Origin of the sequence: Sphingopyxis sp. LK2115, from assembly GCF_014595975.1 — a bacterium.
Lineage (GTDB): Bacteria > Pseudomonadota > Alphaproteobacteria > Sphingomonadales > Sphingomonadaceae > Sphingopyxis.
The window spans coordinates 1-13,302 of the sequence record NZ_JABWGQ010000059.1 but is presented as its reverse complement, the minus strand read 5'-3'; the positions used below and the strand labels follow the sequence as shown (position 1 = coordinate 13,302).

The window sequence follows — 13,302 nt, the reverse complement described above, 5'->3', positions numbered from 1 at the left end:
GTTGGAAGCATCGTGCGTCACCGCTAGGACGGTCGGCCATGGGGACCGAAGCTCTTGATTCGACGGCGCCGCCGCGCGTGTCGATGGTCATGCCAGTGCACAATGGCGCACGCTGGCTGGCCGATGCGATCGAATCGGTGCTCGCCCAGCATTTCACCGATTTCGAGCTGATCCTGGTCGACGACGCCTCGAACGATGCCTCGCCAGCGATCATGGCCGACGCGGCGGCGCGCGACGCGCGCGTACGGCGCTTGCGGCTCGACGCCAATGTCGGCCTGCCCGCGGCGCTCAATCACGGCTTTGCCGTGGCGCGCGGATCACTGCACAGCTGGACATCCGACGATAATCTGCTCCGGCCGCAGATGCTCACGCGCCTCGTCGCGACGCTCGACGCGCATCCGCGCGCCGACATCGTCCACGCCGATTTCACGATGATCGACGATGCGGGCAGCGAAATCGGCGTTTCGCGCGTCGGGCCGGTCGAGCGCCTGCTCTACGGCAACAATATCGGTGCCTGCTTCCTCTATCGCGCGCACGTGACCGAGGCGCTCGGTGGCTATGATCCTCAGCTCTTCGGGGTCGAGGATTATGATTTCTGGTTGCGCGCGGCCCAGCGCTTCACCTTTGTCACGCTGCACGAGGATCTCTACGTCTACCGCAAACATGGCGGCAGCCTGACCAGCCAGCGCGCGGACCAGATCCAGGCGCTGACCGCCGAAATTGTCGAGCGCGCGCTTCCTGCCACGCTGCCCGCGCGCAGCCGCAGCGAAATCCTCCTCGGCCTCGCGCTGCGCAGCCAGCGGCGCTGGCGCTTCGACCTTGTCGGTCGTGCGTTCCGCGTGCATCCCGCACCGGTCATCGCACAGCTGCCCGCACTGGCGCGCTGGTCGCTCGTCGTCGCGCGCAACCGTCTTGCCGCCTGACGCGCCGCCCGCTTCCCGTTGCGAAATGCAACGCGGGGCCTATATTTTTTTGGCACGGACGGCGATTTTACGTTAGGGCTTGGCCATGGGAAAATTACGCGAAGTCTTGAACGATCTCGATGGCGGCAATTGCGCGCTGCCGCTGGCGCTGGAAGCGATGGGCGAACGCTGGTCGTTTATGATCCTGCGCGCGGCGTTCAACGGCGTCCATCATTTCGAGGAGTTCCAGCAGGAACTCAATATCGCGCGCAACATCCTGTCGAACCGGCTGACGAAGCTGGTCGATCATGGCATCATGGCGCGCGAGGTGATGGCCGAGGATCGGCGCAAGGTGCGCTATCAGCTCACCGAAAAGGGCATTGACCTGTTGCCCGCGATGATTGCGCTTCGCCAATGGGGCGAAAAATGGGGCGCGGGCGTGCCCTCGACCCCTGTGCTCGTCGATGCGCGCGACGAACAGCCGATCGGTCCCGTTCGCCTGACTGCGCACGACGGCCGCGTGATCGGCTACAAGGAACTGTTGTGGAAACATCGCTCGGAGCTTCAGCCGCTCGGCCAGGCGCGTGCGCGCGCCGACGGGCCGACGGCGTCGGCGTCGGTCGCGGCCGAATGACCGGCCGCCGCGCCGTCCACTTCGTCGCGCGCGGCCGTTGACGCCCGCCCTCGCCCGGACTTCCATGCCGCTGTTCCGCCTGACCTCGCCCGGTCCCTTTTTCGACAACAAGGTTCGCGCCTTCTGGAACCTCCAGATCCTTGGCTGGGCGGCGTGGCTCGGGCTGCGCGGCGTATCGGGACTCGCCAACGGACAGGCATTCACCTTTCTGATTCCGCAGGTGATTTCGGCGATCACCGGCTTTTCGCTGACGCTGATCCTGTCGGTCTGTTACCGCGCGCTCATCAATCGCCGACCGCTTTTGATGTGGGGGGTCAGTTTCGGGCTGGCGGGCCTTGCGACCGCGCTCTGGGCGTTCATTGATGCCTGGGTCGCGCAGATCCAGAATCCGGCGAGCGAGGCCGGCTTCACCAGCCTGCTGCTCGGCGCGGTCTATATCGACGCGACTTCGCTCGCGGCCTGGTCGGCGCTCTATTTCGCGATCAACTATTTCCTCCAGCTTGAGGAACAGAATGATCGCGTGCTGCGGCTGGAGGCGCAGGCCGCGTCGGCGCAGCTTGCGATGCTGCGCTACCAGCTCAATCCGCATTTCCTGTTCAACACGCTGAACAGCATTTCGACGCTCGTGCTCTTGAAACAGGCCGAGCCGGCGAACGCGATGCTGTCGCGCCTTTCGGCCTTCCTCCGCTACACACTCGCCAACGAGCCGACCGCACAGGTGACGCTGGCGCAGGAAATCGAGACGCTGAAGCTTTACCTCGACATCGAAAAAATGCGCTTCGAGGATCGGCTGCGGCCGCATTTCGCGATCGACCCGGCGGTGGCGCGCGCACGCCTGCCCTCGCTGCTGCTCCAGCCGCTGATCGAAAACGCCATAAAATATGCGGTGACGCCGCAGGAGGATGGCGCCGACATCACCATTTCCGCACAGCTGGCCGGTCAAAATGTCCGGATCACCGTGTCCGACAACGGCGCGGGATTGTCAGGCGACCGCACCGACCCCACCACGGGTGTTGCAACGGAATCGACCGGCGTGGGTTTAGCCAATATCCGGGACCGCCTGGCGCAGGCTTTTGGCGACCAGCACCGGTTCGACGCCCAGGCGGGCGCTGAGGGCGGCTTCACGGTGGTGATCGAGTTTCCGTTCCAGCCCGATGGGCAAGCAAGAATTGGAACCGAAGGCACATGACGATCAGAACCATCCTGGTGGATGACGAAAAATTGGCGACCCAGGGCCTGCAACTGCGGCTCGAGGCGCATTCGGATGTCGAGGTGGTCGACACCGCCCAGAACGGCCGCGAGGCCATCCGCAAGATCAAGACGCATAAACCCGACCTCGTCTTTCTTGACATCCAGATGCCGGGTTTCGACGGATTTTCGGTGATCCAGGGGTTGATGGAGGTCGAGCCGCCGCTCGTCGTCTTCGTCACCGCCTTTTCGGATCATGCGATCCGCGCCTTCGAGGCGCAGGCGGTCGACTATCTTGTCAAACCTGTCGAGCCGGAGCGCCTCGCCGACGCGCTCGACCGCGTGCGCCAGCGGCTCGCCGAAAAGCGCGGCGCCGCCGAGGTCGAACGGCTGAAGACGGTGCTCGCCGAGGTCGCGCCCGAAGCGGTCGAGGAATATGGCGCCGATGCCGTGCCCGACGCGCCGTCGGCCGACCGCTATGAAAAGATGATCAACATCAAGGATCGCGGGCAGATTTTCCGTGTCGACGTCGACAGCATCGAACGCATCGACGCTGCGGGCGACTATATGTGCATCTATACCGCCGACAACAGCCTGATCCTACGCGAAACGATGAAGGACCTGGAAAAGCGGCTCGACCCGCGCAATTTCCAGCGCGTTCATCGCTCGACGATCGTGAACCTGAGCCAGGTCAAGCAGGTGAAGCCGCACACCAACGGCGAATGTTTCCTCATCCTCGGCTCGGGCGCGCAGGTGAAGGTCAGCCGCAGCTACCGCGACGTGGTGGCAAGGTTCGTGCATTGATCTGACGAGCGCGAAGCCGCGACCCCGCAGGACCGCCCGTCATCCTTTGTGCTGAGCGTGCCCGATCATCGCGCTTCGCTTGGACGTTGCAAACAAGGAATGGCCCTTTGACACGTTCAGGGCGAACGGGGTTCGGGGCCAGTCTTTGTTGATTCGCGGCTTTGTGCGAGCCAGAATCACGATCTTGCGGTCAGAGCTGATGCCCCGTCCGGTCGCGCTTGGTCGCGAGATAATGCTCGTTATGCGGGTTGGTGGGCAGTGCAAGCGGCAGGCGCTCGACCACCTCGACGCCTTCCTTTTCCAGCCGCGCAACCTTTTCGGGATTGTTGGTCATCAGCCGGATGCGGGGCACGTTCAGCAGTTCCAGCATCCGCGCCGCAATTGCGAAGTCGCGCGCCTCGATGGGGAAACCGAGCCGGAGATTGGCATCAACCGTGTCATAACCCTGGTCCTGCAGCGCATAGGCGCGCAGCTTGTTGACCAGCCCGATCCCTCGGCCTTCCTGCCGCAGATAGAGCAGCACGCCCCAAGGCGCATCGGCCATCGCATGGAGCGCGGCATGGAGCTGCGGCCCGCAATCGCATTTCAGGCTGCCGAGCACGTCGCCAGTAAGGCATTCGCTGTGCAGGCGGACGACGGGCGGATCGCGGTCCCGCGTTCCGATGACCAGCGCAACATGGTCCGATGCCTCTTCGGGCGAGCGGAAGGCGACGATTTCGGCCGTCTCGCTTGCCGCGACGGGCAGGCGGGCACGCGCCGCGATGTCGAGCCGCGCCGGGTCGAGCAGGGTGGCGACATCGTCGGCGCTGCACATGGTTTCGGCTTCACCCGCCGCGCCGCGCACGAAGAAGGCGGGGAGCAGCCCCGCATGGCGCGCCATTGTCATCGCCGCCGCCGCGGCGGCGTCGCCGCCCGTCGCAACGGTGTGGAACGGCCCTTTCAACGGGTTCGCAAGGTCGAGCGCGGGGTCTGCGATCGCCAGCGCGGCCGCGACCCTGTCGGCGGCGTCCGCGAGCCGCACGGGGCCGGGCGTCGCCGCCGCGCGCTGATTGGTAAGTTTGAGCGTCACCGCCCGCTCGCCCGACAGCAGCAGATCGCCGCTCGCAAAGGCCGCCAACGTGTCGTCGCGCGCACTTTCGACCGCGAGCAGGTCGAGCGCGCCGTCGGCGCCGGTGACGCGCAACGGCCAGCCGCGGCGCAGCGCGTCGATCGCGCGCGCCGCCTGCCGGGCGCCGTGGTCCTGCGCCGCCGCGCTCAAAAGGCGAACTCCGTGATCAGGGGGATATGGTCCGACGGCCGCTCCCAGCTCCGCGCCGGCTGGACGATCCGGTGCGCGATCGCCCTGTCCCGAAGATCGGGCGTCACCCAGATATGGTCGAGACGGCGACCGCGATTCGACGCTTCCCAGTCCTTCGCGCGATAACTCCACCAGGTATAGAGCGGGGTCGGCGCGGCGATGAACTGGCGCCCCAGGTCGATCCAGTTCGATGCCGCCTGCAAGCGGCCAAGCGTTTCGACCTCGACCGGCGTGTGGCTGACGACATCAAGCAGCGCCTTGTGATTCCACACATCGCTTTCGAGCGGGGCGATGTTGAAATCGCCGACCAGCACCGTCGGCGTCCCGTTCAGCGCGCTCGACCAGTCGGTCATGCGCGCGAGGAAGTCGAGTTTCTGTCCGAACTTCGGATTGAGCGCGCGATCGGGAATATCGCCGCCCGCGGGAATATAGACATTGTCGAGCCGCACGCCCGACGGCAATGTGACGCCGATGTGGCGGGCCTCGCCGTTTGCCTGCCAGTCATATTTGCGGACATCGGCCAATGGCACCTTGCTGATGATCGCGACGCCGTGATGCATCCGCTGGCCGTGGGTGACGATGTGCCGATAGCCCAGCGCCTCGAACATCGTTTTCGGGAACAGGCCGCATTCAACCTTGGTTTCCTGTAGGCAGAGGATATCGGGCGCCTCTTCGCGAAGCAGTTTTTCGACGATGCCGATACGGGCGCGGACGCTGTTGATATTCCACGAAGCGATGCTGATGCGAGTCATGCCGGTGGCTCTATCGGTGCGCGGGGCCGTTCGCAATGGCTGCGGCGGTCCGGGGCAGGCGGGGAAGCGGCGGGAAGCGACCGGTTGTCGACATGCCCCTTCGCCCGGATGACGGCCAAGCGGATGGCGGGAATCCGGCCCAATGCGGGCATTCGGCTGCTGTCCGCCGGATAGGTTAAACCCCCGTCCCAGGGGCGGTGGAACGGGGGTTCAAGGTCAGCGTTCGTCACGCTCTTGAATGAAGGTGCCGGGCAGCCCGGGTGGGGCAACAGGGGGAAACCCAAATCCGGGGGCCATGTTGGCGCCTTCGAGTGCTGAAATAGCCCTTCTTCCCTGTCGCCAAGCTGAACGAAAAGCGCCGTGCCGCGGCTGCATCTGCCGTTCGTCGATGGCTGACGTCGGTTGGTCGGGCGATTGATCGCGACGGAATCAGCCGATGCTCCGCTGCCCCTGTCCGGGTCAGCGCCCGCGGCGACTGGTCCGCGGGTCGGTCCAGCGAAATGCCGAATCGGCAACCGCGACGTTGAACCGCTGGTTCGAAAGGTCGATGCGTGTCCGGTTGTTCTGCGAATCGAGCGCGACCCAGCCGCGCAGGCGCAGCCCCGCGGGCGCCGAGCCGTCGCGCACGAACACCATGGTGATCGTGCCATATTCGGGGCGGTCGGGATCCTTCACCTCGACGCTCAACACATCCTTGTTGCCCGTCGGCAGCATCCGCGCATATTTCGCCAGATCGCGATCGGGGTCGAGCAGCGCACCAAGCGGCGAGTTTTTCACCGGCCAGCTCTGCACCTGCCGCACCTCATAGTCGATCACCGTCAATCGGCTGCCGTCGCCGACGATCAGCATCGGCACGCCTTTCTGATACTGAAAGCGGATTTTGCCGGGGCGTTTCAGGATCAGCCTGCCCGAAAGGCGCTGGCCATTGCGGTCGGTCTGGACAAAATCGGCGGTCATCGTGCTGGTCGCCTTGAGATGCGCCTGCACCATGGACAGCGCGCTGGCCGACTGGGCGATCGCGGGTGCGGCGAGAACAAGACCGGCGGATGCCAACGGCGTCAACGTCCAGGCGGCAAGGCGGGTCAGATTGGTCTTGGTCATTTGGCTCTCATTCTCATTTTCGATGATCGGCTATTGGCAGCCGGGCATTGAACCCGCCCTGAACTGTTGTTTCATCCGACCGTCATCCCGGCACAGGCCGCGATGTCGCCGGTGCATGGGAAGCGCGAGGTCGCGTCCCCGGCCCGCGCCGGGATGAAGGCTCAAGGCAGGCGAGGCTTGCTTCCCTATCGCGGCTGGCCATATTGGTCGGTGAGCACGTCGCGGCGCCCGACATGGTTGGGCGGACTGACCAGCCCCTCCTCCTCCATCCGCTCGATCAGGCGCGCGGCGCTGTTGTAACCGATGCGCAGCTGGCGTTGCAGCCAGCTGGTCGAGGCTTTCTGGCTTTCGGCGACGATCTGGCATGCCTTGGCATACATGCGGTCCTCGGCGCTGTCGCCGCCCGTGGGCGCGCCTTCGAGCGCGAAGCCGCCGTCCTCGGGGTCTTCGGTGACGCTTTCGACATAGTCGGGACGCCCCTGGCCGCGCCAGTGATCGGCGACTGCGCGCACCTCGTCGTCGGACACGAAGGGGCCGTGGATGCGCGTGATCTGCTTGCCGCCGGGCACATAGAGCATGTCGCCCTTGCCCAGCAGCTGCTCGGCGCCTGCTTCGCCCAGGATGGTGCGGCTGTCGATCTTGCTCGTCACGTTGAAGCTGATGCGCGTCGGCAGGTTCGCCTTGATGACGCCGGTGATGACGTCGACCGAGGGGCGCTGCGTCGCAAGGATCAGGTGGATACCAGCCGCGCGCGCCTTTTGCGCGAGGCGCTGGATCAGAAACTCGACCTCCTTGCCCGCGGTCATCATCAGGTCGGCCAGTTCGTCGACGACGACGACGATCTGCGGCAGCGGCTGGTAATCGAGCGTTTCTTCCTCATAGACCGGCTGGCCGGTATCGGGATCATAGCCCGTCTGGACGCGGCGGCCGAGCGACTTGCCCTTGGCAAGCGCGGCGCGCACCTTGTCGTTATAGCCCGCCAGGTTGCGCACCGACAGCGACGACATCATCCGGTAGCGGTCCTCCATCTGCTCGACCGCCCATTTCAATGCGCGGATCGCCTTCTTGGGTTCGGTGACGACGGGCGCGAGCAAATGCGGAATATCGTCATAGACGCTGAGTTCCAGCATCTTGGGATCGATCATGATCATCTTCACCTGGTCGGGGCCCAGGCGATAGAGCAAGGAGAGGATCATCGCGTTGAGCCCGACCGACTTGCCCGACCCGGTCGTGCCCGCGATCAGCAGGTGCGGCATCGGCGCCAGATCGGCGATCATCGCATCGCCGCTGATATTCTTGCCAAGGATGATCGGCAGCGATCCGCTGTGATCCTGGAACAGCGCGCTGCCGATGATTTCGTGCAGCACCACCGATTCGCGGTGCGCATTGGGCAGTTCGATGCCGATCACGGTGCGGCCGGGGATCGGCGCGATGCGCGCCGACAGCGCCGACATGTTGCGCGCAATGTCGTCGGCCAGGTTCGACACGCGGCTCGCCTTGGTGCCCGGCGCGGGTTCCAGCTCGTACATGGTGACGACGGGGCCGGGGCGCACCGCGGTGACGACGCCCTTGACCTGGAAATCCTCGAGCACCGATTCGAGCAGCCGCGCGTTGCGTTCGAGCGCCGCCTTGTCGATCTGTCCGGCAGGCCGTTCCGGCGCGGGGGTGAGCAGGTCGATCGACGGCAACTGGTAATGCGTGAAGAGTTCGGTCTGCGGCTTGGGTTTCGGTTTCGACGGCACGGCGCGCTGCACCGGTTCGGCAATCTCGGGCGGGGCGCGGTCGACGGGTTCGGCGACGGCGCGGGGCCGCACCGCGCGATCCAGCAAGCCGGGCGCCTTTTCGGTCTCGTAGGGCGCGGGGCGTCCGGGTTCGACAACGCGGCTGCTTGTCGCCGCGGGCAGGCGGAAGCGTGACGCCCAGCCCTTTTCCAGCCGCAGCGCGCGCCAGGCGAGGAACAGGCCGATCCCGACGAGCAGCAGGATCGTTGCAAAGCGAATGAGCGCAGCCGCGGGTTCGCCCGCGCTGGCAAAGAGCGGCGTGATCGCGCCGCCGACGAGCAGCGCGATGATCCCGCCCCAGCCCGCGGGCATCGGCGCGCCGGTCGCAGGCGCCCAGAGTTCGGCGCCCAGCCCGACGAGCAGGATGCCGACGAAGCTGTGCGACAGCTGGCGCCGCCAGTGCGGCTGCGGCTCGCCCTTCCACATCCGCCAGGCAAAGATCGCGAGCAGCGGCAGCAAGAGGACGATACCGACACCGCCGATCGTCAGGCCGATGTCGGCGAACCACGCGCCGGCATTGCCCATCCAGTTCGCTGCGGTGCCGGCGGCGGCGGTGTTGAGCGCCGCGTCGGTGCTGTCATAGGTCGCGAACGCCAGTGTCAGGAACAGCGTGAACAGGCCAAGCCCCGCCGCCGCCGCGATCACGATCGACCGGGCGATGCTCTGGCGGAAAACGGTGCGCCAGTCGGCCTTTGCGGGTGCGGCCTTGCGGCTTGCCATGCTCTCTTGTCGTCCCTGATGGAGTTCCGCCGCGATATGCGCATGGGGTGGACTCGCCGTCAAGCGCGCGGCCGAACGGAGCGCCGGGATATGGACGTTTGCGCGGCGGCGGCTTTCCATTCGGCCGGTTGCGGTCTAGGGCAGGGTCATGACCGACATCCAATGCAGCGACGTGATCATCTCCGGCGGCGGGCTCGTCGGGCAGACGCTCGCGATTGCGCTCGCGCATCACGGCCTGTCGGTTCAGGTCGTCGACCCCGCCGACCCGGTTGCAACCATTGCGCCCGGCTTCGACGGCCGGGCCTCGGCGATTGCCAGCGCCACGTGGCAGATGTTCGAGGTGCTGGGGATCGCCGACCGCCTCGTCGGTCACGGCTGCCCGATCCGCGCGATCAAGGTCGGCGACGGCGCCCCCGACAGCGGCCGCGGCGGCGACCTCGATTTCGTCACCCAGGCGGGCGACCCGCCGCTCGGCACGATGGTCGAAAACCGCCAGCTCCGTATCGCGCTCGCCGCGGCGCTCGCCGATGCGCCGCTGGTGCGGCTGATGATGCCCGCCACCGTCGCTGCGCGCACGATCGACGCGCATGGCGTAACGCTCACCCTCTCCGACGGAATCCGGCTCGCGGCGCCGCTGCTGATCGTCGCCGAAGGGCGACGCTCGCCGACGCGCGATGCAGCGGGCTTTCGCATCGCGAACTGGTCCTATCACCATCATGCGATGATCGGTGCCGTCGCGCACGCGCGGCCGCACGGCAATGTCGCCTTCGAAATCTTCTATCCGTCAGGTCCGTTCGCGCTGCTGCCGCTCGTCGACGATGCCGAAGGGCGGCATCGGTCGGCCTTCGTCTGGACGGTTTCCGAAAAGGATGGTCCCGGCTTTGCCAAGCTCGGTGACCGCGGCTTCACTGCCGAACTCGAAAAGCGCGCGGGCGGAGTGCTTGGGCCAATGCGGCTCGTCGCGCCGCGCATGACCTATCCGCTCGGCTTCCACCACAGTGCGTCGATCATCGCTCCACGCATCGCGCTTGTCGGCGACGCCGCGCACGGCATCCACCCGATTGCGGGGCAGGGGCTGAACCTTGGTCTGCGCGACGTCGCCGCGCTGACCGAAGTGCTCGTCGAGGGCGCCCGGCTCGGTCTCGACCTTGGCGATGCCGCGCTGCTCGCGCGTTACCAGCGCTGGCGCGGACTCGACAATCTGATGGTCAGCCTTGCGACCGACGGGCTCACGCGCCTGTTCGGCATTCCCGGACGCGCTGCCGCCGCGGTGCGCCGCACCGGGCTGGGCGCGGTGCAGCGCATGCCGGTGCTCAAACGCTTCTTCATGGACGAAGCCCGCGGCGAAGCGGGCGACCTGCCACGCATGCTGGCGGGGGCGGAAATCTAGGCCGCTCATTCCCCTTAGTCTGTTCGTATCGATCGATGTCAGGATGACCATCGACCCGGCGCCTGACGCGGGGCATCGCGACCCCGCTCGATGCAGGCGGGGTTCGTTTAGGTATTTCTACCTAGGTTTCAGGCAGCCCGACGCTAAGCATGACGGCCTATCCCGATCGCGCGGCAACCATGCCGCGATCAGGATGGGGAAAGGCCATGTCCGCGAAAAGCGATGCACTCGAAGCAGCGGTATCCGATTATATCCGCGCGCGAACCGCGCTGGATGTCGCGCCGGGCGCGCGCGCCCGCGCCCGCGCCGACCGCAGTTTCGCGCGCCTTGCCGCGCTGCTTGACCCCCGCATCCGTTATTTCACCCGCGTCTATGGCCTTTCCGACATCGCCGAGGATGCGGCGCAGGTCTGCGCGATCGCGCTCCACCGCGCCGCCGAACGCTACGAGCCACGGCGCGCGCGCTTTACCACCTATGTGAACTGGCAGTTCCGTGCCGAGCTTCAGGCGCTCCGTCACCGTCTGTATGGCGACCAGCGGCGCGGCGGGCGGCGGTGCGCGGCGACGACGCTGCCGCTCGATGCGCTGCAGGCGGGTGCGGACGACTGGCTCGCCGATATCGAAGCCGAACCGGCCACCGAACGCGCGGCCGCCGACCATCTCGCCGCAAGTGCCGCCGACCGGCTGGTGCGCGACTGGGCAGACCGCCGCCGTTCGGCGCTGCGCGGTCGGCGTGTCCGCGTCGCCGCGCGGCTCGATGCCGAATGTGCGCTCGTGCGCCGTCAACTCGCCGGGGACGAACCGCCAGACCGCCTGCGGGAAAGCGACCGGCATGTCGTGCGCCGTGCGATCGCCGACATCGCGCGCCACGCGGCGCCGCAGCGCGGGCATTGATTCGGATTATTGCAGGGTCGCGCGTCCGTCGTCGCTGTCGAAGCGACCGAAAAACTGCATCAGCTGGATCACCAGCTCGGCGCGCGCGTCGATAGGGGACGCCTCGAGCAATGCCTGCTTCGCCGCGGCGTCGAAGGGTGCAACCTGCGCAATGCCGTTGACCAGCGTTGCATCGTCGAGCTGTCCGACCGAATCCCAGTCGACGACATAGCCTTGCCGCGCGGCGAAACGCTTGGCCTCGCGTTCGAGGCTTGCGCGTTCGATGCTGGCCAGCACCGCGTCTTCTTCGGCCTCGAGCTCGATCTCGGCCTCGACCTGCCGGAACGGCGTCGTGACATCGAGTTCACGGCGGACGCGAAAGCGCGCGACGCCTTCCAGAACCAGGTTGAAGCGCCCCTCGTCGAGCGCCTCGACATCGACGATGCGCCCGACACAGCCGACATCGTAAAGCGCGGGCGGTTCGCGATCCTCTTCGCCGGGGATCTGGCGCGGCTGGATCATCCCGATTTGCCGGTCGCGCGCCAGCACCTCCTGCACCATCGCCGAATATCGCGGCTCGAAGATGTGCAGCGGCAGGTGCAGTCCCGGAAACAGCACCGCGCCGGTAAGCGGAAAGATCGCGATCCGCTGGATGGTCAAGGGCGCGGCCGCGCTCATCATCCGAACAGGATCAGCGACAGGCGGCGGCGCTGCGCCGAAACCCAGGCGTCTTCCAGCCCGACGGCCTCGAACAGCGCGAGCAGTTTGGCGCGCGCGGCGCCATCCTGCCAATCGCGGTCGGCGGCGATGATATGGAGCAGATTGTCGGCGGCGGCATCGCGCTGCCCCGCGCCGATCTGCGCCGCGGCAAGGTCGAAGCGCGCTTGATGATCGTCCGGATTTGCGGCCACCGTGGCCTCAAGCGCTGCAAGCTCGTCCGAATCGGGGGCATCGGCCGCCAGTGCCAGCGCGCTTTTCGCCTGCGCGATCGCCGGATCGGCGGCCATCTCGGCGGGAAGCGCGTCGAACACGGCCTGCGCGCCCGCGATGTCGCCTGCGAGCAGCATCGCGCGGATCAGCCCCCCGTGCGCGGCGGCATTGTCGGGCGCGATCTCGGCGATCTGGCCAAAGATGCTCACAGCGCGCGCGCCGTCGCCTTCGGCGAGCACGCGCTCGCCCATGTCGAGCAGCGGCGCGATTTCGACCGCGCGATCCTTGGCGGCGCTTTCGATCGGCAACTGCGCGAGCAGCTGGTCGAGCATCGCTTTCAGCTGGCTTTCGCTGCGCGCATTGGTCAGGTTGGCGACCGGCTGGCCCTGGAAAATCGCATAGACGGTGGGGATCGACTGGACCTGAAACTGGCTGGCGATGAAACGATTCGCATCGACATCGACCTTCGCCAGCACGACGCCCTTGTCGGCATAGTCGGCGGCGACCTTTTCGAGCACGGGTGCCAGCTGTTTGCACGGCCCGCACCATTCGGCCGAGAAGTCGAGGATGACGAGGCTGGTCATCGACGGCTCGACGACGTCGCGGCGGAAGGCTTCGACGGCTTCCTTGTCCTGGGGATTCAGACCGAGAGTGGCCACAAAGGGGTGCTCCTGTTTCGATTGGCGGCATTTCCGCGCGGACGGAAAGGACTCATGTGTCGCTTATGTGGGATTTGCGGACGATATGCCAACCCTTCGGCGAAAATCCGCAATCAGGGCTTGCCGAGTCAAAAGGCCGGTGCTAATCGCCCGCCTCACCCGCTGGCCCCACCCGGACGCCAGCCGCCAGAGCGGGCGTAGCTCAGGGGTAGAGCACAACCTTGCCAAGGTTGGGGTCGAGGGTTCGAATCCCTTCGCCCGCTCCAGTTTTC

At 66.4% G+C, this 13,302-nt stretch carries 12 protein-coding genes and 1 tRNA gene; 7 read left to right on the top strand and 6 right to left on the bottom strand.

Translation table 11 applies throughout. The features are described from left to right. The first annotated feature begins 38 nt into the window (after window positions 1-38). From HUW43_RS14085 to HUW43_RS14070, 4 genes are all read left to right on the top strand, one after another. Complete coding sequence (locus HUW43_RS14085; RefSeq protein ID WP_188237992.1) at window positions 39-923, top strand: glycosyltransferase family 2 protein; 885 nt, start codon at window positions 39-41, stop codon at window positions 921-923. A gap of 85 nt (window positions 924-1,008) precedes the next feature. Beyond that, window positions 1,009-1,536 carry a winged helix-turn-helix transcriptional regulator gene (locus HUW43_RS14080; RefSeq protein WP_188237991.1) on the top strand — a complete coding sequence of 176 codons (528 nt, stop codon included), beginning with the start codon at window positions 1,009-1,011 and terminating at the stop codon, window positions 1,534-1,536. A 64-nt stretch (window positions 1,537-1,600) separates the two neighbouring features. Then, window positions 1,601-2,725, top strand: coding sequence for a sensor histidine kinase (locus HUW43_RS14075; RefSeq protein WP_188237990.1), 1,125 nt, complete (start codon window positions 1,601-1,603; stop codon window positions 2,723-2,725). After that, a complete protein-coding gene (locus HUW43_RS14070; protein WP_188237989.1) occupies window positions 2,722-3,528 on the top strand; it encodes a LytR/AlgR family response regulator transcription factor in 807 nt (268 codons plus the stop codon). Before HUW43_RS14075 ends, HUW43_RS14070 begins: the two co-directional genes overlap by 4 nt. Window positions 3,529-3,718: 190 nt before the next feature. On the opposite strand, the gene ribA is transcribed toward HUW43_RS14070, so the two are convergent. The 4 genes from ribA to HUW43_RS14050 form a co-directional block, all read right to left on the bottom strand. After that, window positions 3,719-4,786 (bottom strand): GTP cyclohydrolase II, encoded by a 1,068-nt coding sequence (ribA, locus tag HUW43_RS14065; protein WP_188237988.1) that lies wholly within the window; start codon window positions 4,784-4,786, stop codon window positions 3,719-3,721. Then, window positions 4,783-5,577, bottom strand: a complete 795-nt coding sequence (locus tag HUW43_RS14060) for an exodeoxyribonuclease III (protein ID WP_188237987.1) — start codon at window positions 5,575-5,577, stop codon at window positions 4,783-4,785. Before HUW43_RS14060 ends, ribA begins: the two co-directional genes overlap by 4 nt. Window positions 5,578-6,036: 459 nt before the next feature. Continuing rightward, the gene (locus HUW43_RS14055; RefSeq protein ID WP_188237986.1) at window positions 6,037-6,678 is read right to left on the bottom strand and encodes a LolA family protein; all 642 of its coding nucleotides are present in this window, start codon (window positions 6,676-6,678) and stop codon (window positions 6,037-6,039) included. Window positions 6,679-6,863: 185 nt separating this feature from the next. Then, the gene (locus tag HUW43_RS14050) at window positions 6,864-9,179 is read right to left on the bottom strand and encodes an FtsK/SpoIIIE family DNA translocase (RefSeq protein ID WP_188237985.1); all 2,316 of its coding nucleotides are present in this window, start codon (window positions 9,177-9,179) and stop codon (window positions 6,864-6,866) included. Between the two features lie 148 nt (window positions 9,180-9,327). Between HUW43_RS14050 and HUW43_RS14045 the strand changes: the two genes are divergently transcribed. Then, a complete protein-coding gene (locus HUW43_RS14045) occupies window positions 9,328-10,569 on the top strand; it encodes an FAD-dependent monooxygenase (RefSeq protein WP_188237984.1) in 1,242 nt (413 codons plus the stop codon). A 206-nt stretch (window positions 10,570-10,775) separates the two neighbouring features. Then, the gene (locus HUW43_RS14040) at window positions 10,776-11,462 is read left to right on the top strand and encodes a sigma factor (RefSeq protein ID WP_188237983.1); all 687 of its coding nucleotides are present in this window, start codon (window positions 10,776-10,778) and stop codon (window positions 11,460-11,462) included. A gap of 6 nt (window positions 11,463-11,468) precedes the next feature. Here the strand turns inward: HUW43_RS14040 and HUW43_RS14035 are convergent, their stop codons facing one another. After that, window positions 11,469-12,119 carry an LON peptidase substrate-binding domain-containing protein gene (locus tag HUW43_RS14035; protein WP_188238012.1) on the bottom strand — a complete coding sequence of 217 codons (651 nt, stop codon included), beginning with the start codon at window positions 12,117-12,119 and terminating at the stop codon, window positions 11,469-11,471. After that, entirely contained in the window at window positions 12,119-13,030 is a 912-nt protein-coding gene (locus tag HUW43_RS14030) for a tetratricopeptide repeat protein (RefSeq protein ID WP_188237982.1), read from the bottom strand. Before HUW43_RS14030 ends, HUW43_RS14035 begins: the two co-directional genes overlap by 1 nt. Window positions 13,031-13,221: 191 nt before the next feature. Here HUW43_RS14030 and HUW43_RS14025 point away from each other — a divergent pair. Then, window positions 13,222-13,296: transfer RNA gene (locus HUW43_RS14025), tRNA-Gly, on the top strand. Window positions 13,297-13,302: the final 6 nt, after the last annotated feature.